At 48.3% G+C, this 22,082-nt stretch carries 16 protein-coding genes; 13 read left to right on the forward strand and 3 right to left on the reverse strand.

Annotated elements, in window-relative coordinates; translation table 11 throughout:
- Window positions 1-118 precede the first annotated feature (118 nt).
- The 3 genes from O3C58_02150 to O3C58_02160 all read left to right on the forward strand — a co-directional run bounded on the left by O3C58_02150 (window position 119) and on the right by O3C58_02160 (window position 1,848).
- Window positions 119-571 (forward strand): VOC family protein, encoded by a 453-nt coding sequence (locus tag O3C58_02150; GenBank protein MDA0690667.1) that lies wholly within the window; start codon window positions 119-121, stop codon window positions 569-571.
- Window positions 572-868: 297 nt separating this feature from the next.
- Complete coding sequence (locus O3C58_02155; protein MDA0690668.1) at window positions 869-1,219, forward strand: VOC family protein; 351 nt, start codon at window positions 869-871, stop codon at window positions 1,217-1,219.
- Window positions 1,220-1,236: 17 nt separating this feature from the next.
- The gene (locus tag O3C58_02160) at window positions 1,237-1,848 is read left to right on the forward strand and encodes a DNA-3-methyladenine glycosylase I (protein MDA0690669.1); all 612 of its coding nucleotides are present in this window, start codon (window positions 1,237-1,239) and stop codon (window positions 1,846-1,848) included.
- A gap of 1 nt (window position 1,849) precedes the next feature.
- Here O3C58_02160 and O3C58_02165 read toward each other — a convergent pair whose 3' ends face one another.
- Window positions 1,850-5,119 (reverse strand): fused MFS/spermidine synthase, encoded by a 3,270-nt coding sequence (locus tag O3C58_02165; protein ID MDA0690670.1) that lies wholly within the window; start codon window positions 5,117-5,119, stop codon window positions 1,850-1,852.
- A 140-nt stretch (window positions 5,120-5,259) separates the two neighbouring features.
- Between O3C58_02165 and O3C58_02170 the strand changes: the two genes are divergently transcribed.
- A complete protein-coding gene (locus tag O3C58_02170; GenBank protein ID MDA0690671.1) occupies window positions 5,260-6,084 on the forward strand; it encodes a PCP reductase family protein in 825 nt (274 codons plus the stop codon).
- A gap of 13 nt (window positions 6,085-6,097) precedes the next feature.
- Window positions 6,098-6,223, forward strand: coding sequence for a hypothetical protein (locus O3C58_02175; GenBank protein ID MDA0690672.1), 126 nt, complete (start codon window positions 6,098-6,100; stop codon window positions 6,221-6,223).
- A 19-nt stretch (window positions 6,224-6,242) separates the two neighbouring features.
- Here O3C58_02175 and O3C58_02180 read toward each other — a convergent pair whose 3' ends face one another.
- Window positions 6,243-6,992 carry a Nif3-like dinuclear metal center hexameric protein gene (locus O3C58_02180; GenBank protein MDA0690673.1) on the reverse strand — a complete coding sequence of 250 codons (750 nt, stop codon included), beginning with the start codon at window positions 6,990-6,992 and terminating at the stop codon, window positions 6,243-6,245.
- A 396-nt stretch (window positions 6,993-7,388) separates the two neighbouring features.
- On the opposite strand from O3C58_02180, the gene O3C58_02185 reads away from it, so the two are divergent.
- From O3C58_02185 to O3C58_02200, 4 genes are read left to right on the forward strand one after another with little or no spacing between them, the layout of a single operon-like run.
- Window positions 7,389-8,351, forward strand: a complete 963-nt coding sequence (locus O3C58_02185; GenBank protein ID MDA0690674.1) for an ABC transporter permease — start codon at window positions 7,389-7,391, stop codon at window positions 8,349-8,351.
- 7 nt (window positions 8,352-8,358) lie between these two features.
- A complete protein-coding gene (locus tag O3C58_02190) occupies window positions 8,359-9,330 on the forward strand; it encodes an ABC transporter permease (protein ID MDA0690675.1) in 972 nt (323 codons plus the stop codon).
- Window positions 9,317-11,299, forward strand: coding sequence for an ATP-binding cassette domain-containing protein (locus O3C58_02195; protein MDA0690676.1), 1,983 nt, complete (start codon window positions 9,317-9,319; stop codon window positions 11,297-11,299). The genes O3C58_02190 and O3C58_02195 overlap by 14 nt, the downstream gene beginning before the upstream one ends.
- A 38-nt stretch (window positions 11,300-11,337) precedes the next feature.
- Window positions 11,338-11,886: a class I SAM-dependent methyltransferase gene (locus O3C58_02200; protein MDA0690677.1), complete on the forward strand. Its 549-nt coding sequence runs from the start codon at window positions 11,338-11,340 to the stop codon at window positions 11,884-11,886.
- A gap of 467 nt (window positions 11,887-12,353) precedes the next feature.
- Here the strand turns inward: O3C58_02200 and O3C58_02205 are convergent, their stop codons facing one another.
- Window positions 12,354-14,303 (reverse strand): hypothetical protein, encoded by a 1,950-nt coding sequence (locus O3C58_02205; protein ID MDA0690678.1) that lies wholly within the window; start codon window positions 14,301-14,303, stop codon window positions 12,354-12,356.
- Window positions 14,304-14,702: 399 nt separating this feature from the next.
- Here O3C58_02205 and O3C58_02210 point away from each other — a divergent pair, with 399 nt between their 5' ends.
- From O3C58_02210 to O3C58_02225, 4 genes are all read left to right on the forward strand, one after another.
- Window positions 14,703-16,193, forward strand: coding sequence for a response regulator (locus tag O3C58_02210; protein MDA0690679.1), 1,491 nt, complete (start codon window positions 14,703-14,705; stop codon window positions 16,191-16,193).
- 461 nt (window positions 16,194-16,654) lie between these two features.
- Window positions 16,655-19,306: a valine--tRNA ligase gene (locus O3C58_02215; protein MDA0690680.1), complete on the forward strand. Its 2,652-nt coding sequence runs from the start codon at window positions 16,655-16,657 to the stop codon at window positions 19,304-19,306.
- A gap of 46 nt (window positions 19,307-19,352) precedes the next feature.
- The gene (gene pepF, locus O3C58_02220; protein ID MDA0690681.1) at window positions 19,353-21,161 is read left to right on the forward strand and encodes an oligoendopeptidase F; all 1,809 of its coding nucleotides are present in this window, start codon (window positions 19,353-19,355) and stop codon (window positions 21,159-21,161) included.
- Between the two features lie 110 nt (window positions 21,162-21,271).
- Window positions 21,272-22,081: a hypothetical protein gene (locus O3C58_02225; protein ID MDA0690682.1), complete on the forward strand. Its 810-nt coding sequence runs from the start codon at window positions 21,272-21,274 to the stop codon at window positions 22,079-22,081.
- Window position 22,082: the final 1 nt, after the last annotated feature.

Genomic DNA, 22,082 nt, shown 5'->3' on the forward strand with positions numbered 1-22,082 from the left:
TTAGTTTTACCATACTGCCACCCTACTGACAATATGCTGTCAGTAGGGTCGTGAATAATGGGAAACATCAGTGACAGGCAATTGAGTTTAACTTTTAATGAATGAATGGAGACTATTTATGAGCACGATTCCCGAAGGATTCACTTCCATAACCCCATATATCGTGATGGACGATGCGGCGGCGGCAATTGAGTTTTATAAAAAAGCGCTGGGAGCCGAAGAAATAATGCGTTTTCCTACACCGGATGGTGGGGTGATGTATGCTGAGATTCAAGTGGGCAATGCCCGCATGATGATGGGCCACCCTTGCCCGGAATGGGGAGGAAAATCTGCAAAGAGTATGGGAGGCTCCCCGGTTTCTTTTTATCTTTACGTTGAGGATCTGGAAGCCACCTTCAGCAAAGCCAAATCTGCCGGCATGTCGGTCAAAAAAAAGGTTGAGGACATGTTCTGGGGAGACCGCATGGGAACACTCACCGACCCATTTAATATAGACTGGACCATCGCACAACATGTTCGTGATGTTTCACCGGAAGAAATGCAGGAAGCCATGAAGAAAATGGGTTGCTAATATTCTGTAAAGCAGTCGGTGAAAATACATGCCGACTGCTTTTTTTTAAATGGCGCACACAAGGAAATTATTATGAGGGCATCTCTAAAAATAGACTAAATGTTCCTAATCGTTAATTTAAGGAGATGGCTTTGTTTTAGTGGGACAGGCGACCTACCCTTAAAGGTTATACGGAAGTGCGGAATTTAATTCCGCCTTTCTAGCCTGTCCGCACGGGCTAGAAAGCCCGTGCCACCGATATAAGAAATCTTGTGCAATGTTCGATTTCCCGTAATAAACTAATTTTTAGAGGTGTCCATGAGTAACAAAGACAATAGCATCAATTATATTGAATTGCCGATGGTCAAAAATGCAGAGACAAAAAAATTCTACCATCATGTATTTGGATGGGAATTTACAGATTTGGGGTCCAATTATATCAGTTTTTCCGGGGCAAATATTGATGGTGGTTTTAATGGAGAAGGTGACGCCAAGGTGTCCAGTTCCGGTGTTCTTGTGGTTCTATACGCAAAAAACCTCAATCAAAAATTAGAAGAGGTGACAAAAGCCGGTGGAGAAATCACAAAACCCATCTTTGAGTTTCCGGGCGGAAAACGATTTCATTTCCGCGACCCCAACGGGAATGAACTGGCCGTGTGGTCGGAATAATTTTTTGGAGATGACTCGTGAAAAAGAAAAGATGTGCGTGGCCGAGCTATTCAGGAAAAGAGACAGAACTGGACACAAAATACCACGATGAGGAATGGGGGGTCCCTGTCCATGATGACAGACTGTTATTTGAGTTTTTGATTTTAGAGGGAGCCCAGGCCGGCCTCAGCTGGACGACGATTTTGAAAAAACGGGATGATTACCGTAAGGCTTACGATAATTTTGAGCCTGCAAAAGTTGCAAAATATACAGAGGCGAAGCAACAGAAACTTTTGCAAAACGCAGGCATTGTCCGCAACCGCCTGAAAGTGGCGGCTTCCGTCACCAATGCAAAAGCGTTTTTAAAAGTGCAAAAAGAATTCGGCAGTTTCGATAAATATATCTGGGGCTTTGTTGGCAACAAACCCATACAAAATAGTTGGAAATCGATGCAGGAAGTCCCTGCTACCACGCAAGAATCTGACGCCATGAGCAAAGATTTAAAAAAGCGCGGATTTAAATTTGTCGGACCCACCATCTGCTATGCGTTTATGCAGGCCGTAGGCTTAGTCAACGATCACACGACTGATTGTTTTCGGTATAAAAAACCGAAATGGTTTAAAAATTCCATTACCTCAACTAGAATCTAACTTACAGGATCGACGCTTCTTTCAGCAAGAGCATACGTTTGCAACCCTCCAGCAGTTGCTCGGTGTTCTGATAAGAATCATTTTTTTTGAGGACGGCCTGTAAATGCGGGATGGCTTTTTGGCACCGAAGGGTCTTGGCGTACATCTCGCCCAGAACATATTGAAGATGCATATCTTCCCTATCCACCATACTGTAACGGGTCGCATAATCCAGCACGTTGCCCGGCTCCCCCAGAGCGCGGTAACTGAACACGATGCTTTGCAGAACCGGAATATTCAAAGGATCCTTATCCAAAGCGACCAGTGAATATTCCAACGCTTTCAAATAATCCTTCTTCATGTTGTAATACTGGGCTGCTGAAAGAATCAGGCTTGGGTTTTCCGGATCTTTTGCCAGTTTCTTCAAGAGTTCGATCAGTCCTATTTCCTGCATGACAGAACTCACTTGCCGAGGGTCTTTTTTGGCGACGTTTTCAAAACTTTTCTTGGCTCGATCGATTTCGCCCAGCTCCAGCAGATTGTATCCCATATATAAATCCGCAAAGCTTCGGTTGGGAGCGCTCTGGGGAACTTTTTCTAAAATATCCATGCTGTTTTTGTGTTGACCCATCTGGTAATAGGCATGGCCAAGGTTCAGCAGGGCTTCGATATTTTCAGGATTTCTATCCACTTCCTGGGCCAGACGGGCGACCTGCCGTTTTCCCGCCTGCAGGTGATAGCGAACGAGGTTATTGTCATCCGCCAGGGAAAGGGCCTTCAAGAGTTGCCCGCGATTGCTGTACATAACCCCGCGCTGATACAGGTCCATCATCTCATAGTAGCGTTTCAGGGCCGCGCGGTCGCTCTCTGAAAGATGGGTGATTCGCCGGGCAATATCTTCAAAGGGGGTTCGGTTAAAAACATATTTCTCTTTGCCCGCCGTTCCAATGGTGGCGTCAAGGTCGAGGTAAAATTCAATGCTGGGACGGTTGTCGGTGATCTCGTCATAGCCTGCTGAAACGGCTTCGATCTGGTCTTCAAGGAACCAGATATTGCTCAGAAAAGAATACGCGTTTTCTATTTCGATGTCGGCGAGAGCTTCCCGGACAACGGGTTCCTGCAACCGTTGTTGCAATTTTTTAAAATCCAGGTTGATCGGCTGATCCGAGCCAATGATGAGCATTTCGTTGGCAACCGACATCCAGGCGATCGCATGCGGAAACACGTCATGAAAGGTTTTAAAATGCATCGCGACTTCTTTTTCTCCCTGACTGTGCAACGGAATCCATTGCGCCACGATGCCCCCTGGTTTCAGCCGTTTTTGGGTCGCTTGATAATATTCCCTGGTGTACAGGTTGACTGTAAATGCCGTACGCGGCGGCGGCGGTTCCGAGGTGATGACGTCATACTTTTTGCCCGTGGTCAAAAGATGGTTCCTGCCATCCTGTAAAATAAATTTAACCTTCGGATTGTTGAGCACATCGTGGTTCTCCGAGGCGAATATCTTTCCGGCCCGAATCACGCCGGGGGACAAATCCACACTGTCCACGGAACGCACGCGGGGATGAATTCCGGCGGCGCCGGTCGTCTGCCCCGTGCCAAAACAAACCACCAGGACATCTTCCGGCGCATCGACCAGTAAAATCGGGACGTGGGCCAGGAGCTTCATATAGCGCGAGGCGATGAAGTTCGACGCCGACATGGAAATCCCGTTGGTGATCAATCGCTTGGCCTCCGGGTCCAGGATGCCGTAATTGTCTCTGAAAACGGCGACCGTATCCGTCAACCCCTCTTCGAAATACATGAGCGCCTTGGGGCTGCGCTGTCCCCCACTGTCCCGCATGAAGAACTTGTCCAGCAGATTGTCTGGAATCGCAAAGTTTAGAAAAAGAATGGTGACGGCAAAAACGACCGCAAGCCCCCGGCGTATCGCCGTTCCCAAATAGGAACCCTTAAGAAAAAGTAAAACTCCAAGAAGCAGGTTCAACGAAGCGACGAGCATCAGACTTTTTTGACTTCCCAACTCGGGCAGAACCCAAAAACCCATAAATAACGAACCGAAAATTGCGCCGAGAGTATTGGAGGCGTAAATCTGCCCGGTGCCCTTGCCAACATGTTCATAGCCGCCGGAAACGATTTTAATCAGAATGGGCAAGCTCATGCCAAAACACAGAGTGGGGATCAGCATCAGGCTTGCGGAATCTACAAAATAATGCCACAGGGTGACGGCAGGGTCGGTCAAGCGATAGCTGTCCCAAGGCGCAGAAAGCAGGCTTTCCATATTGTAGAGAGAACCGATCACGAACAAACCGATCACGACTTGCAGGCAAATCAGAACGGTTCTCAAGTTGGTGACACGGGAAACCACCGGAATGACCAGCAAGCTTCCCAGGACGATTCCCAACAGAAAGACCGCCAACATCATGCTGAAGGAATACACCGTGCTGGAAATGCTGAACACCAGAAGCCGGGTCCACACCACCTCGTAAGCCAGAGCGGTGAACCCGCAAATCAAGCTGACGCCCATCCAGTATTTTTGTTCGCAGTTTACGGAAATCGAGGGCAAAGAAAATTTTGGCAGCCTGACCTTGAACACACTCCCGCCTCCCGAGTCCTGGTAAACACGCAGGGCGCTGACTCCAATAAACAAATTCACCAAAGCCGCCAGCAGGACCGTCTGCAAAACACCCAGGACACTGATCAATAAAAATCCCGTGAGCAGACATCCCACCGCCGCTCCGAGAGTATTGATGGCGTATAAAATTCCGATTTGGGTTCCTAACCGGGCGTTGTTCGTCACATAGTATTTACTGATGATTGGCAAGGTGGCGCCCATCAGGGTGGTCGGAATAAAAATCAGCAGGAAGGCCAGAACCGCTTTAATTGCATTCTGAATAATTATGGAATCCGGGAGCCAGACGTGAATCCAGGCATAAAAAGAGGAAAAATTCGCCAAAAGCAAGGACAGAAGACCGCAGATAACGAATAGCGCAATCTCGACCCATCCATAGATCAGGAGCGGCGTATGAGCCGAGCCTTGAGACGGACGGATATCCATTTCACCCGCCTTTTCAACGGGTTCTTCCCAGGGGCCGGGCAGTCTGTCGATCGCCGCGCCAAACAGGTAACTGCCAAAACCCAGGCCCGCCATGAACGCCGCCAGCACCACGGACACGGAGAATACCGTATGTCCGAACACCAGGGTGAGCATTCGGGTCCAGACAATCTCATAGATCAGGGCAGTAATACCGGAACAAAAGAAAAGAAAATAGATGACCGGGGAACGTTTCATGAAATACTAATTTATACCTCTGGCTTTCGTTATTGGAAAACCCCCAAAATAATTGACAATGGAGGCGGTATCAAGTAATTTTTTAATAGTAGGAACTCATTGAAAATCTTTTAATACCCCCCTGATAGGGGTTTAAATTCATGGAAAAACCAAACATAGAAAAAATCGACCACCCCTACGCCAAAGAAAATGGCGTCGAATGGACCGAAGAAGCGTGGGAACGCGTCAAGCACGCTCCGGAATTTGTGCGTCCCGGTATCAAAAAGTTGATGGTACAAAGAACCGTCAAGCGCGGGTTCAAATATGTCACCTCTGATTTTCTGACCGAGATTCGCAACGAATCGATGATGCTGGTTTCCAAACGGGTCAAGCAGTTCGGATTTGAAGAACTGTCTATGGGTGCTTTCGATCAGGCCAAAGAAAAAATGAAAGAAAGCCCCCGCAAGATCGAAGTGATCGAAGAGATTCAGGATTTTCTCGCCTTAAGAACCGAGAAAAAAGACGACATCATCGAAAAATTCAAAAACTATATGGACGTTGCCCCCACTTCAGGGATGCCCTGGAGCAAGGAAGCGTTGGCGAAAATGGAAAAAGTTCCGCCCTTCGTCCTCGGCATGGCCAAACAAACCATTGAAGGACGCGCCCGTGAACGCGGCGACAAAATGATCACCCCCGATATGATCGAAGAAGTGTTCACCAGTATCATGCCTGCATCCGCTAAAGAAGCCATGGGCATGGAAGTGACGGAAGAAGACTTCAAACGCGACGCAGAAAAAGCCAATGAACCGGAACAACCCCCGGAGCTCACGCTGAACTGGGATGACGATGCGCTTGATAAAGTGAAACGCATTCCCATTGCCTTTATCCGTAATATGGCGATCAAGCGCATTGAGCAGGAAGTTGCCAAAGAAGGAAAAGAAGTCGTTACCGAAGAATTATTTCAGAAATATCGATTCACCTTTTAACTCCAAGGTTTTTATGACTCTCACTACAGATTGGATCGTTCCCATTGGTATGGGCATTTTAGCAAGTATTATCGTATTTTTGACGAAAAGCCCTAAACCGGTTCCCATCCGCATCAAGGCTGACCGCAAGCGAAAATAATTCGTTCGGCAGGTGTGCTTTACATTCCGGTGGGATAATCGAGGAATTCCGTTTGCAGATTGAATTTTTCTTCGAGGTGGCGGCCCACCGCCTTCACGCCTCCGGTTTCCGTGGCGTAATGGCCCGCCAGCATGAGAACACAGCCGCCCTCTATGGCCTCATGAAAGTGATGATTTTCGCCTTCCCCCGTTATGTAGCAATCCAGCTTTTCCTCCTTGGCCTGACGCAGAATATCCGCCGCTCCGCCTGTCACCAACCCGACCGTTTGCACCTCGCCCTTGCCGATGACTTTGACAACAGCTCCTAATTGGGTTTCCAGCAGTTGCCCTAACGCATCGGCGGATTGCGGCGCGATGCGACCCTTCAAGCCGATTTTTTCGCCGTTGTATTCGCCAAAAGGTTCCAGATGCTTAAGCCCGATGAGGTCCGCGAGGGTGCGATTGTTGCCGAGCACCGGGTGCATGTCCAGAGGGAGATGCGCGGAATACAACCCCAGGTTGGCGCGGAATAGGGCCGCCAGTTTGTCGTATAAACTGCCGCGAATGGGCTGTACACCGGCCCAAAACATCCCATGATGAACGAACATCATGTTACAATTTTTATCGACCGCTAAATCTATGGTCGCCTGGCACAGGTCAACGGCAAGCCCGATTTTTTTGATTTCCCCAATGTTTTGTACCTGGAGCCCGTTGACGGCGTTGGGCGAGTCCTTTATGGACTTGATATCCAGTAAATCATCGAGATAATGGCTGAGTTGTAGAATGTCCATAGCCGTGAGTATAGCGAAGAAATTCTAAGAGGGAATCTAAAATTTTTCATAAAAAGTTTAAAAACTGTCACCCTGAGCCTGTCGAAGGGTGGTAATAGTCGTAACCTGGGTTTTAGCATTTCTTTTTTCCAAAGAATAAATGATCCCCGCCCCAAGGGGCGGGGTATTTAAAGGTAGTTTTTTTTATAACCTCCCCTAACCCCTCCTTGCAAAGGAGGGGAATGTGAAAGGAAACCCCGTAGCAGAGCTACGAGGAATTCTTTTGATTAAAGGATGGTCACGAAAGAAAAAGGAAGCCCTGATAAAGGAAAATTTTGATTTGCTATCAAAATTATCGAAAAATAAAACTGATAGTTTAGATCCCCCTTCGACAAGCTCAGGGTGACAATAACGAAAATGACCAACTTTATTTTAAGAAACACTTTCAAAAAATTCATATCGTTGATCCTTATTTCGATCATCTCCCACGCTATGGTGCATCTGGCGCCGGGCGAGCCCAGCCTGGTCGATCCCTCCAATCCGCGCATGAAGGCGGAAGACATCCAGCGCATCCGCGCGGCATTTCATCTGGACGAGCCTTTGCACATCCAGTACGTGTATTGGATCAAAGATCTTTTCACCGGCGAACTCAAATCGTTTAAAGACAACCAACCGGTGCTTGGGAAAATATGGGACCGGTTCCTCAATTCCCTGCCGTTGTTCATCCTGGCCACGTTGATCACCTGGTTGCTGGCCTTTCCCGTGGGCATTCAAGCCGCCATTCACCGCGGGTCGCTGTTTGATAAAACCAGCACTTTTCTGTCTTACGCGATGATTTCCATCCCCGGTTTTTTTCTTTCTTATATGGTCATCATTTTTATGGTCAAAACTTTTGATGTGCCGGTAATCGGCATGCGCACCTTTGGCCTGGAGAACTCTCCTTTGTTGCTTCAGTCGATGGACCGAATATGGCACCTGACCATTCCCGCATTAATGTCCGCAGTTGGCGGAATCGCCGTTCTTTCCCGCTATGCCCGTTCGCAAATGCTGGAAGTCATCAATCAGGATTACATCCGCACCGCACGGTCGGTGGGCTGGTCCAACGATGTGGTCATTTACCGCCATGGATTAAGAAACGCTCTGCTACCATTTATCACTCTGTTTGGTTTGACGATTCCCGGTTTGATCGGCGGGTCGGTCATTTTTGAAACCATTTTTGCCTGGCCGGGTATGGGTCGGTTGGGCTACGATGCCATTTTGTCCCGCGATTTTCCGGTGATCTTAACCCTCACTTTTATTTCCGCCATCCTGGTGCAAGCTGGAAACTTTGTTGCAGACATTTTATATGCGGTGGTCGATCCTCGCATAAAATTAGGATGAGTCCTTTATGAATCAGCAAGCCCAAATCATAGAAGCCGATTTCATGCCTCCGCAGATGGGGCTTTTTCAGGAAAACTGGAAAATTTTCAAACGCAACCGCATGGCGCATTTGAGTTTCATTTTCCTGGCGGTGTTGCTGGTGTTTGCGATTCTTGGAAAAGTATTGACCCATTATATTGTGGTATTCGATCCCCATGTGGTGCGGCTTTCGGAGAAATTTCTGCCTCCGTTCACGCCTTTCACCAGCGAAATCACTCCTAAGGACGATGCCCCGGCTTTTAACATTTATTTGTTGGGAACAGATGAACTGGGCCGCGATGTGTTTGCCCGCATGCTGGAAGGGACTTCCGTGTCGCTGACCATTGGATTTGTGGCTGTCGGCATTTCCATTACGGTGGGCGTATTTTTTGGCGGTCTGGCAGGATATTATGGCCGCGTCAAGTTGGGCTTCATTACCGTCGACACGCTCATTATGGAGTTTGTGGATATGATGCTCAGCTTCCCCACATTCTTCTTAATTTTAGCCGCTGTAGCGCTTTTACCGCCGAGTATTTACACTATCATGATCATCATCGGACTGACCAGCTGGATGGGGACGGCACGCTTTGTACGGGCCGAATTTCTCTCGTTGCGGGAGCTGGACTACGTGGCGGCGGCCAAGAGCCAGGCGATTCCCGAATGGCGGATTATTTTCATCCACATGCTACCGAACGCCATGGCTCCGGTATTGGTTTCGGCAACCATCGGCGTGGCGTCCGCCATTCTCACTGAATCGTCCTTGAGCTTTCTCGGGTTCGGCGTGCAACCGCCGGACGCCACCTGGGGAAATATCATGGCAGATGCCAAGAATTTTATTTTTGATGCCCCCTGGCTGACGTTCATCCCTGGCATCAGTATCCTCATTGTGGTGCTGGCGTTTAACCTGTGCGGCGAAGGGTTGCGCGAAGCGTTCAACCCCAGACTGCGTGAAACCCGGTGACCATCCACTCCTCATGATTTATCTGCAAAGCCTTAACAAACAGTACTGTAGAAAAATTCTCTTCAAGGATGTGAATTTCCATCTGCGCCCCAGCGAAAAAATTGGACTGGTGGGTGAAAACGGCATGGGCAAAACCACGCTATTTCGAATTTTCACGGGAACGGAATCTGCCGATTCAGGAAAAGTGGTGCTCAGAAAAAACGCACGCATCGCGCTGCTGGCCCAGGAAATCGTCAGCAGCGGTGAATCCATTCTGGAGCGCGTGGTGATGGGCGACGAACACTTTGCCCAGGTGCAACGCAATATGAATTCACTGGAAAACAACACCCACCTGCACGAGAACTCCCCTGATGAATGGGGCCGAAAATACGGGGCTCTTCAGCACGAGTTTGAACGGTTGGGAGGCTACGAACGGGAGGCCAGGGCGAAGACGATTTTATCCGGGCTGGGATTCAAATCGGATCAATGGGAAAAACCCATGGAAGAATTTTCCGGCGGCTGGCGCATGCGGGTGGAACTTGCCAAGCTGTTGCTCCAAAACCCCGACGTTCTGCTGCTCGACGAACCCACCAACCACCTGGATCTCAGATCGGTCATCTGGCTGGAGTCGTTTTTAAAATCTTATGAAGGCAGCATGGTTCTCATCTCTCACGACCGGCGCTTTTTAAACAGCATCGTCGAAAACATCGCAGAACTCGACCAGGGAACGCTGACCCGCTATGCCGGCAATTACGACGCTTTTGAAGCGCAGAAAAAATCCCGCCTGGAACAACTGGAAGCGGCGGCGACGAACCAGCAGAAAAAAATCGCCGAAACCGAAAAATTTATTGAGCGTTTTCGCGCTAAAAACACCAAGGCCGCGCAGGTGCAAAGCCGCATCAAAATACTCAACAAGATGGAACGGGTAGAGACCGGAACACAAACCAAAACCATCCACTTCCGCTTTCCACAACCTGCCCGCACAGGCAGAATGGTGATCGAGCTAACGGATATCGACAAGAGCTACGGTCCGATTCAGGTTTACAAAGATTTCTCCGCCCGCCTGGAACGGGGCTGGAAAGTGGCGCTGGTGGGCGAAAACGGAGCGGGAAAATCGACCCTGCTCAAACTCATGGCTGGAATCATCCAATGTGAAAAAGGCAAAATCAGCCTGGGCGCCAACGTCACTCAAGCTTACTATGCCCAGCACCATTCAGAAGCGCTGGACCCCAAGCACACCGTACTGGAGTCGTTGGAAGAGACCGCCGGGCATTTACTGCGCACGGAGAAACACAATATCCTGGGAGCCTTTTTATTTTCCGGCGACGATGTGGAAAAAAAAGTCGGGGTGCTGTCAGGCGGCGAACGCTCGCGCCTGGCCCTGGCGCGGATATTGTCCAACCCTGCCACTTTTCTTCTGTTGGACGAACCCACCAACCATCTTGACATGCGTTCCACCGAGTTTCTGGCGGCGGCTCTTGCCGAGTTCGAGGGCAGCTTGTGCACGATTTCCCACGATCGCTATTTCCTCGATGGCATCATCAACCGGGTCTGGGAAATAGAGAATCAAACGGTCAAGGAATATGTCGGAAACTACAGCGACTACGAATATTATAAATCCCAGGAAGTAGAAAGTGCTGCGGACGCGGCCCTTGCCAAGGGGGCAAAAGTAAATCATACCGTTTCCCAGCATGATAAGAATCGCAAACGCAAGGAAGCCTCAGAAAGAAACGAGCGGCACCGCCAAATCAAACCGCTTAAAGCCAAGTTGGAAAAGGTCGAAAAACGCCTGGAGCAAGTGATGGAAGAAAAAAGCATTGCCGAGCAGGAACTTTCCGATCCCGCAATTCATCAGGACGATCAGAAAGACCGTCTGTTGAAAACTTTGAAACTGCAAAGTGATCTGGCCCGTGAAGAGGACGGACTCATGAAGGAATGGGACCAACTTCATACCGCCGTTGAACAGGCATCTACGGAATCTATAATATAGTGGGTCGAACAGTAACATTCGTCAACTGATCTGGGATCATGATCGCAACAATTCTTTCCACATTAGTGATAGGTTTTTTCCTGCTGCTATTCGCCATGGTGGTGTTTCCAGCATTTTTCGGGTCCCCTTGGCACCCATTGATGCCGGGCACAATCAAGGAAATCCTTGAGTTTTCGGCCATCCAGCCGGGAGAAAAAATCTACGATCTGGGATCAGGAGACGGGAGGGTGTTGATACAGGCGGCCCGTGATTATGAGGCGGTTGGGATGGGGTTGGAAATCGACCCTTTGAAAGTCTGGGTTGCCAGAAAATTGGCCCGCATGGCGGGGGTTTCCGACCGTGTTCAATTTCTTCGTAAAAACTTCAACGATTTTGATTTCCGCGATGCGGACATCCTTTACGTTTATTTAACCCATCAAGCGCTGGACCGCTTGTTCCCCAGAATCCTGCCTTATTTGAAACCCTCCACCCGCATCGTGTCTTACCGGTTTTGCCTGCGCAACCTGCAACCCTGCAAAATTAATAAAAAACAAAATCTTTTTATGTACCGGCTGGATAAGGGGATGAAAGTGGATGGCTATTCATAAGGGCACTTCTAAAAATTGACAACGGCACCGAATCGCCAGCTCAAAGAAGCGTCTTTTGTTTTAGTAGGACAGGCTTTCCAGCCTGTCCGCACGGGCTGGAAAGCCCGTGCCACTGATTTAAGAAACTTTTGCACACGATTCTATTTTCTGTGAAAACTAATTTTTAGCAGGTTGCTGAAAAACTATTTTTTCTACTCGCAACTGTCACACTGAGCTTGTGATATTCGACAATTGCCTTCATGCCCCAGAGGGGTATGTCGAAGTGTGAAAACAGCCCTTATTATTAAGGTCATACTTCGACAAGCTCAGTGTGACAACAGTGGAAACCCTCGTGGATGGGACTTTTTCAGCAACCTGTTAGAGATACCCATAAAAAAGAATTCAGAAGATGAGAGCGAGAAAAAATTTCAATATAAAATTTTACTCTTCCTTAAAAGTATTCTCGATTCTAACTTCTTCTTTCTTCTTTATTCTACTTTAACCAATCCTTCCCAGACATAGGCCAACTGATCCCCTGATTTCACAACCAACCACGGTTTATCATTAAAAAGCACTTTGGTTCGCCTGACCAGGGCTAACCGATCGCCTTTATTGGCTTTTCCCATTTCCGGGAAAACCGCGCCGGGGCCTTGTTTCAAGGAAACTCCGTCGATCAACACGCGGACAAATCCCCCTCCGGCTGTCGGTTGCGGAGGACTTTGCACTATTGGGGCCTGAGGCGCCGCAATTTCAGCCGGGGGAGTGGGAACAGGAACAGTCACCGGGGCTGGAGTCACCACCGGAGCCGGGGGGGGCAAGTCGGCGACTTTCGGAGTCACCGGGGGTTCCAAGCTCGCCACTTGCGGGTTCTCAATAATTTCAGGTTGGGTGATTTTTGGAACTTCCGGAGTCACCGTCTGCGGTTGCGCCGGCTTTTCAAGAGCAGGTGGATTCGTTTCAGGGGAAGTCACCACCGATGCAACGGAGGCTGTTTTGCCGAATTTCACAAAAACGGGATTCGAAACAAGATGATCTACCGGGCTGACGATGACATTCAACCGATAATAAGCCGGCCCGCTCATATCCACCTGGGAATCAATCATTTTAAGTTCATAGGGGAGAACAACACTTTCCCGCTTGATCACCGTTCCATTACGGATGAGAAACACTTTGGCTCTTTTTTCATTCCCATCCGTAGAATGAATTTTCACAGAAATCTCGGGGAATGCGGTAGCGACCAGTTGCTCACCTAAAGTGGCTATTTTCCCGGAATCAACATCCTTGACAACAAATTCGTCCAGGGAGAGGCGATGCGGACCCGGTTGACGCACCGCGTACATTCGGCCAGTACGCATCGCATCCAGCACCGCATCCTGTTGTTTTTCGCGAACCAGGAAAATGGTTCGCACCGCTCCCAAAATAGGTCCGGATTCTCCTGCACATTGAAAATCATTCGTTCCATATCCCCAAACCGGCTGTTGTCTCTCCCCGCGAACGTACTGCATCAACACATGATCCCAGACATTTCCAGGCTCGGTTAACGAGACGGGCCCATCTGCGACTGCCTGGAACCCCGTATAATTTTGAGACAACACAAGATCTTCAGGGTGCGGCTGTGTATCCAGTTGGATCGTTCCCCATTGTCTCTTGCCATTGACGGCCTCGACATCATTCCAAAACACCATCGCCCCTTTAGAAATGGCATAATCAATCACCTCCTGATAAGGGGCGACGCCCCGATCCTCATGATATTGATCAAATAACGAACTTCTAAAGGGATGATTATTGAATATCAATAATACAAAAAAAACAGCCAGCGGAAGGGTCGCTTTCCGGTAATAGCCCTTAAAAAACATCGACAAAGCGATGGCTAAAAGAAAACCATACCCGATGACAGAGTTTTGCAATTTGCCCGCATACTTCGTCGAAAAATTACTGTCGAGAACGGGAAGCTGCTCGAAGTCTTCCCCATACTTCAACCCGATAATGGAAAGGCGCTTGTCCCAGTTGTGGGCCACCAGATTTTTCTTAAAAACATTCCCTGTCCAGTAATAAAAAGGAGAAACATCGGTACCTGGAATCAGCAGAGTTTCACGAAATTGCTTGTTTTTATTTCTAATATTGGACAAGTAAACATTGGAACTGGTGCTGAGGATGGAGGGCCCCGCATTGGTCTTTTTAATAATGCGTTTTAAAGGGAAAATTCCGTATTGGATGGAATTTCTCACCTGGTCGTTGAAAATAACTATGTCCAGCCCCGCTTGTTCTGCCATCGTGGCGGTTTCCTGGAGGTTCGCGCATCCCGAGCTGTATTTGGTTTTTATATCCGCGACTCCATCCAGCTGAAGATATTTGCCAAAAGCCGGATTGGAAGCAAACAAGACCAACCCTATGACGAACAGACCCAAAGCATGGGTAGGACGGAGAATTAGGCTCACTCGGGTCAAAAGGCGTAAAGCATTCAGCCCGCTTTTTGAACCCTTCGATATTTGGGGACCGGTTTCATTCATCATTTCGAAAATAAAACAGATTATTACATAATTTCAGCATAGGGATATTTTAGGTTTATAGTAGCATTAAATAAATCAAAGCCAAAGAGAGCTTTCTAAAATTAGTTTGGCAATCCTGAGTTTTGCGCTTCAGACGCGCTTAAGATTCACTGTTTCAAATATTGAGAGGTCATTTTTGATTGTGACTTGATACTACTCAAACTGTGATATAATATAAAACTATTATAAAGAATAAGTTATCCTTCCAATAAAAATCCAGAGCAAGCAATTACAGGACCGGATACCTTTCCTCGGGCTCGTTCGTGATTGCTTATAAGGAAAATCTAGATGACTTCCAGAATTTTGGTCGTGGACGATAGCATAATGATCCAGAAAATCGTGGCCATGGCTTTTGAAAAGGAAGATGCAACCGTGGAAGGCATTGGTAACGGTAGCGAGGCATTGGTAAGACTTAAAAAGTTCAAGCCGGATATTGTGTTGGCGGATGTGAATATGCCTGGACTCAACGGATTTGAACTGAGTAAAAAAATTAAAGAATCCAGCGAATTCGATTCCGTATCAGTTCTATTACTGACCAGCGACTTTGAAGATTTTGATGAGGACCTTTTTCACGACTCTCTGGCAGATGATCATATCACCAAACCTTTCAAATCTGAGGACATTGTACGCCGGGTCATGGAATTGCTGAACGGAACCGGTGGCTCAGACACCATTGAAGACGATGAAGATGTGATCACACTGGCGCCAACAGATCGGATGGAAGAGGAGTCCTTTGTGGAACTGGGGAAAAGTCATCTCGTGAGCCCTCCCGAGGAAATCTCTCTTGATCTTGATGAAGATGAGATGCAATTGGAACTTTCAGACGAAGACATGCTGGTCACTTTGGAAAACCCGGAAAACGAAGAGCTGGTGGTGGATTTGGAAGAGGATATTGTCGACACGGTCGATGACCCTGCCGATGTGGCTGAATCCCCTTGTGCAGACTCTCAGGAACGTGTTGAGGCCCCCTCAGTAAAACAGGTTCCGGAAGAATCCCTGGACGAGTTGGTCCGAAGGGTCACAGAACTTTCCCGGAAATCGGAAGCTATTCGAGAGCAGAGATCCGCTGAAGAAGTGCGTCCTCTCGAAGCCCTGGATGAAATGATAAGGGAAGTCAACGCTCTTAAAAGGGTTTCAACCGCTGTGAGCGGGGAAGGCAACGGTATTCCTAAAAACTCCGCACCTCCTGACACCACTGAGGTTAATACATTGATCGCCGAACTGAATTATTTCAGCGAAGAAAATGCTGAGGAGCTGGAGGCGGCTTTTAACGAAATTCTCCGAGGGAATAAAAATTTTGCTCCCCCTTCAACATCCGACCCGGCAGATGAAATCGCCGCCGCCGATGAGGGCAATGAGGATGAGAATAACGAAACCGTTTTTGAACCCGATACGGTTCATGAAGACCTGATAATTTCCCCAGTGAAGATCTCACCCGCTAACTCCGTGGAGACTCAAGAGATCGAGACACTTCCTGAAACTTCAGAGGAGGTTGATGCGTCTCTGGAAGAAAACAATGTAGAGGTCGAGGAGGAAATTTTTGCAGATATCAGCGCCTTCCAGAGTTCTCAGGAGGATCTATACGCCCGGTTGATGGGAGAAGAATTCAGAGAAGTTCTCGAGCAGTCACTGGCCGCTTCCATGGAAAAGGAAATCTCCGGAATTTCTGAGAAGATCATTACATCTGTAGAAGAAGCCATCAAAGCAATTGTTCCTGGTTTGGTGCAAGAGATGATTGCCAAGGAAATAGAACAACATAAAAACGAGAATAATAGCTAAAGGGTATCTCTAAAAATTGACTAAATGCTCCTAATCGTCAACTTAAGGAGATGGCTTTGTTTTAGTGGAACAGGCTTTCCAGCCTGTTCGCACGGGCTAGAAAGGCGGAATTAAATTCCGCACTTCCGCATAAACTTTAAGGTAGGTCGCCCGTGCCACCAATATAAGAAATCCTTGTACAGTGTTCGATTTCCTGTAATAAACTAATTTTTAGAGATGCCCTAAAGAATAACTCAAGCCGGATTTTGCTTTTTCTAAAGTGACAACTCCCTTCATAAGCATAGAAAAATTAAAACGCGGGTAGGGTTCCCTTTCCCGATCGTTTTTAATCAACCCTATTTAGTTAATGATGCCTGGAGAATAGTTTAGGTGAGGCGGGAAACTGCCCGGAGGTTCTGAGCCTTCTGTTCGCAAATACTGGTTTCGCCCTTTTACATTATTACAATTGACGCAATTTGATTATGATTCAACTCGATAAAAAATACGATCCCAAGCAAGTTGAAGAGCATTGGGGTGCTTTCTGGCTCGATAACAAGCTGTATCACGCCGATGAAACTCTGGACCGAGAAACCTATTCCATCGTGATTCCCCCGCCTAATATCACAGGGTCCCTGCACATCGGGCATGCTTTCAACAACACCCTGCAGGATATCCTCATCCGCTGGAAGCGCATGTCCGGGTTCAATACTCTATGGCAACCGGGAACGGACCATGCCGGCATCGCCACTCAAAACGTCGTGGAACGGCAACTGCACGCCGAAGGCACGCATCGGGAAGCATTGGGCCGTGAAGATTTCATCAAGCGCGTCTGGAGATGGCGCGACGAGTCTGGAGGAACCATCGGCAACCAGCTCAGAAAACTGGGATGCTCCCTCGACTGGGAAAGAGATCGGTTCACGATGGATGAAGGCTTGTCGCGGGCTGTCCGGGAAGTGTTTGTCTCTTTGTATGAAGAAGGTTTGATTTACCAGGGTGACTACATCATCAACTGGTGCCCAAGATGTCATACTGCGCTTTCGGATCTGGAAGTCGAGCATGAAGATACCAAGGGCCACCTGTACAACATCAAATACAAATTCAAGGATGAAGACCGGTTTCTCACCGTCGCCACCACGCGACCGGAAACCATGCTCGGCGATTCCGCCGTGGCGGTCAATGGCACGGACGAACGCTATCAGGGGTTAACAGGCAAAACCCTGCTCCTGCCTCTCGTGGGCCGGGAGATCCCTCTCATCGAAGATTCTTATGTGGACGCCTCGTTCGGTTCCGGCGCTCTCAAAGTCACCCCCGCTCATGATCCGAATGACTTCGAGATCGGGCAACGTCATCAACTTGCCATACTGAACGTCATGAACCCGGATGGGACCATGAACGAACTGGCGGGTCCGGATTACCAGGGACTCGACCGTTACGATTGTCGGAAAAAACTGGTGGCGGACCTTGAAGCGAAAGGATTGCTCGCTGGCATCGAAGATCACATGCATTCGGTCGGTCACTGTTACCGGTGCCAGACAGTGGTCGAGCCCTATCTTTCCAAGCAATGGTTTGTGAAGGCCAAACCGCTGGCCGAACCGGCAATTGCGGCGGTGAGAAGCGGCGCGATACAAATCGTTCCTCAATTCTGGGAAAAAACTTATTTTGAATGGATGGAGAACATCCGCGACTGGTGCATCTCCAGGCAAATCTGGTGGGGACACCAGATCCCGGCCTGGCATTGTTCTGAGTGCAAGGGCATCACCGTCGTCCGAGTGACACCGGAAACGTGCAGTCAATGCGGATCGAAAGACATTGTTCAGGAAACCGATGTCCTCGATACCTGGTTCAGTTCGGCCCTGTGGCCGTTTTCGACGTTGGGATGGCCGGACCAGACGGAGACGCTTAAAAAGTTTTACCCCACATCCGTCCTGTGCACGGGCTTCGACATCCTGTTTTTCTGGGTCGCCCGCATGGCCATGATGGGCCTCAAAATGATGAAGGAGATTCCCTTCCAGCAGGTTTATATCCATGCCCTGATCCGCGACGCGGACGGCCAAAAGATGAGCAAGACCAAGGGCAATGTCATCGACCCGCTGGTGATGATGGAAAAATACGGGACCGATGCGCTCCGATTCACCCTCGCCGCCTTTGCCGCTCAAGGGCGGGATATCAAGCTTGCCGAGGAGCGGATTGAAGGCTACCGGAATTTTTGCAATAAATTATGGAACGCCTCACGCTTCGCTTTCATGAACCTTGAGGGTTATCAGGGCACCTGTGAACTGAATAGTAACTTAACCCATTCCCGTGCGGATCGATGGATTTTAAGTCGCCTCAATTCCACCTGCCGGGACGTCAACACCGCTCTTGAAGAATTTAAATTCAACGAAGCCGCAGCTGCGGTTTATAAATTTATCTGGAACGAATTTTGTGACTGGTACATTGAATTATCCAAATCCAGTTTATTCAAAGAAGGTCCGGAAAAACCAGCCGTGCAAAATGTTTTGGTTCACGTTCTGGAAACCAGTCTGAAACTTCTGCATCCGTTCATGCCGTTCATTACGGAAGAGATCTGGCAAAAACTGCCTGCTGAGGGAACAAGCATCATGAACGCCCCGTTTCCGAAGTTCGATATAACCAAGGTGGATGAAAAAATTGAAGAGGAACAAGGACTGGTGATGGATATTGTGACCAGCGTCAGAAATATCCGTGGAGAGATGAACCTCAATCCGGGACTCACCCTTCCCCTGTTGATCAAAACCGAAGATGTTAAAAAAATAAACTCTATTCGATTCAGTATACGATCTATCAATGAGTTAGCGCGGGTTACGCTTGGCGACATCGGCGGCTCGGTGGTCAAACCCAAGGTCGCCGCTTCCTCTGTTTTAGATGGGATGGACCTCATCATTCCGCTCGATGGCATCATGGATTTTGCTGAAGAGCAAAGCCGTGTAGAAAAAGAGTTGAAAAAAATTGAAAAAGACCTCATATTTTTAGGCAAGAAGTTATCCAACCAGAGTTTCGTCGCGAAAGCGCCTCCCGATATAATCGAAAAAGACAAACAAAGGAAGCTGGCCCTTTCTGAAAAGCAATCGAAGCTCAAGGCCCACTTGCAAACAATAGGACAAACAACTTCCTAGCAGGTTGCATTACCTAAAAAAGATTCTCGCAGAGTCAAAATCATTTATGGACGCTAAAGTAGAACTCGTGACACGAGAAGAAATTTCTGAAGATTCCACATGGGATCTTTCCGGCCTGTATTCCGCCAGTGAAGCGTGGCAGAAAGAATTCGCTACCCTGGAAATAGAATCTCAGGGTTATGCCGCGCATCAGGGCAAGCTGGGGGACTCGACAGCCGCTCTCAAAGCCTGCCTGGAATTTGATATGAGCATGTCCCGCACCCTTGAGAAACTGTACACGTTTGCTCATCTCAGAAATGATGAAGATAAGACCCACACCATTCATCAGCAAAATTTCGAGCGCGTGGTGCGTCTGTCCACGCAAATTTCCCAGGCCAGAAGTTTTATTGAATCTGAAATCATGTCCATTCCTGAAAGCCGGATCAATGACTTTCTTCAGGATGCGGAACTCGAATTTTTTAAATTGCATCTCGAACGGATGTTGCGTTATCGACAGCACACCCTGTCCGAAAAAGAAGAGGCTCTTCTGGCTTCCAGCGCAGAAATCGCCCGCGCGGCAAGAGAAGGTTTTGACATGCTGGACAACGCCGACTTGAAATTGGGCGTGATCAAGAATGAAAATGGCGATGAAGTCACCATCACGCATGGAAATTTCCAGAGTTTGTTGCAAAGCTATGATCGTCGTGTCCGACGCGAAGCGTTTGCAACACATTACTCCGCTTATGAGGACCACCAGTTCACTTACGCATCGCTCCTGTCCAGTAGCATAAAAAAAGATATGTTCTACGCCCGCACCCGGAAATTCCCTTCGGTTCGGGAGCAGGCCCTGTTTTCCGAAAATATTCCCGTTGCGGTTTACGACAATCTCATCGAGAGCGTTCATAAAAACCTTCCCGCTCTTTACAAATATTTCGATTTACGCAAGCGTCTTTTGAACCTCGACGAACTGCATGCCTATGATTGCAGTGTGCCGCTGGTGAAAGACATCCACTGGCACATGAGTTACCAGGACGCTTCGGAGACCATCACTAAAGCTCTGCAGCCGTTAGGCGACGATTATACCGAAATGGTGCATAAAGGATTAATGGCCGACCGGTGGGTCGACCGATATGAAAATAAAGGGAAGCGTAGCGGCGCTTATTCTTCCGGGTGCTATGATTCCAATCCCTTTATCCTCATGAACTACCGTGAAGATAACATCAACAGTCTGTACACCCTGGCCCACGAAGCGGGTCACTCGATGCATTCTTATTATTCGAAAAAGAATCAACCGTACTTATATGCGGATTACACGATTTTCGTCGCCGAGGTGGCCTCCACTTTCAACGAAGCCCTCATCACCCGTTATCTTTTGGGACAGGAAATCAACCGCGACATGAAGATCTACCTTCTGTGTCGGGAGATTGATAATTTCCGCGGCACGTTGTACAGGCAAACCATGTTTGCTGAATTTGAATATCTCATTTATAAGGAAGCGGAAAGCGGTCAGCCAATGACGGGCGAAGCGTTCCAAAACAGTTATACCGACCTCCTTAAGCTGTATTTCGGAGAAAATGTGGTTTTGGACGATTGTCTCTCGTTGGAGTGTTTTCGTATTCCACATTTTTACTTCAGTTTTTACGTTTATAAATATGCTACGGGAATCTCCGCCGCCTACGCTCTGGCAGACCGGGTATTTCAGGGGGGAGCGTCCGAACTCAACGCCTATCTGAACTTTTTGAAATCCGGCGGCTCCAAGTTTCCGATCGATCTACTGAAAGGCGCAGGAGTCGATATGACGTCTCCCGAGCCCGTAGACACCGCTCTGGAAAAATTCTCTGGACTGGTCGACGAATTAGAAACATTAACCGCCTGAATCATATTTTTGCAACCATTTATAATAAAGCATCGGCCGACTCCGCAGATCGTGTACGGAAGAATCATCAGGTCAATGAATTCAAACCTTCAAAGTAGAGGACCATCATTTTGAATAAATCAGGTTTTTCCCGTCGTCCTTCCTCCGGCAAGTCCGGTGGAAACCAAAACGCGACCCCCAACAGATCTTCCAAGGGAGCCACCAATAACCGGCGCCCCCAGTCCAACTCTCAAAGCCACAGAGCCAAAGCCGTGGAACAATGGATGACCGCCCCTTCGCAAACGCTTAGCTCTCACATTTCCATCATAAATAAGCGTAATGCGGATAATGCATCGAACAACCCCTTCGGCAAAAATAGCACTGGGGGGTCTTCTACCAAAGGCAATGGTAAAAACAAAACCAATCGGGACCGATCCAGACAAAACGGACCTTCCGCTTCCCGCGATCAAAGGAAAAGTAATTACCCCAACAAAGCACAACGAAGTCATGAGACGCCAGCGGCAGGGCGCCCTCATCCCTCGGCAAGCAGGCCTTCCCCAGAACAAAAGGCGGGCGAACCAAAAAAAGTTGCCAATTTGGAGCCTTTTGAATTATTTTGCGCCTATCATCTCGGCATCGGACCCAACAAGCAATACAAGCCATCCAATATTAATGAAGTGGCCAATCGATTTCGGCAGGAACCTGGGATCATCCGTCAGGCCTTAAAAGAATATGGAATGGATTCTGCGTCTCTTTTGGACCGGGATTTTGACATGGCGCTGGCTCAACTGGATATTCAAGTGGCTCCCGAAGGAGTGGACCGAATAGAGTTGGCTAAAAATATTTACAAGGAATATTTGGAAGCACCGTACCAGAAAAGGGATTGGAAAAAAATCCTTGATGATGATCGAAATGAAAACCGCAAAGTTTTCGGCGGCTGAT

Source organism: Nitrospinota bacterium (assembly GCA_027619975.1).
In the GTDB taxonomy this organism is placed as follows: Bacteria; Nitrospinota; Nitrospinia; order Nitrospinales; family VA-1; genus JADFGI01.

Bases quoted from the DNA above. Each gene is read 5' to 3' on its own strand.
- O3C58_02215 (MDA0690680.1), top strand. From the start codon at position 16,655: ATGATTCAACTCGATAAAAAATACGATCCCAAGCAAGTTGAAGAGCAT.
- O3C58_02155 (MDA0690668.1), top strand. From the start codon at position 869: ATGAGTAACAAAGACAATAGCATCAATTATATTGAATTGCCGATGGTC.
- O3C58_02150 (MDA0690667.1), top strand. From the start codon at position 119: ATGAGCACGATTCCCGAAGGATTCACTTCCATAACCCCATATATCGTG.
- O3C58_02190 (MDA0690675.1), top strand. From the start codon at position 8,359: ATGAATCAGCAAGCCCAAATCATAGAAGCCGATTTCATGCCTCCGCAG.
- O3C58_02175 (MDA0690672.1), top strand. From the start codon at position 6,098: ATGACTCTCACTACAGATTGGATCGTTCCCATTGGTATGGGCATTTTA.
- O3C58_02210 (MDA0690679.1), top strand. From the start codon at position 14,703: ATGACTTCCAGAATTTTGGTCGTGGACGATAGCATAATGATCCAGAAA.
- O3C58_02185 (MDA0690674.1), top strand. From the start codon at position 7,389: ATGACCAACTTTATTTTAAGAAACACTTTCAAAAAATTCATATCGTTG.
- O3C58_02165 (MDA0690670.1), bottom strand. From the start codon at position 5,119: ATGAAACGTTCCCCGGTCATCTATTTTCTTTTCTTTTGTTCCGGTATT.
- O3C58_02170 (MDA0690671.1), top strand. From the start codon at position 5,260: ATGGAAAAACCAAACATAGAAAAAATCGACCACCCCTACGCCAAAGAA.
- O3C58_02180 (MDA0690673.1), bottom strand. From the start codon at position 6,992: ATGGACATTCTACAACTCAGCCATTATCTCGATGATTTACTGGATATC.
- O3C58_02200 (MDA0690677.1), top strand. From the start codon at position 11,338: ATGATCGCAACAATTCTTTCCACATTAGTGATAGGTTTTTTCCTGCTG.
- pepF (MDA0690681.1), top strand. From the start codon at position 19,353: ATGGACGCTAAAGTAGAACTCGTGACACGAGAAGAAATTTCTGAAGAT.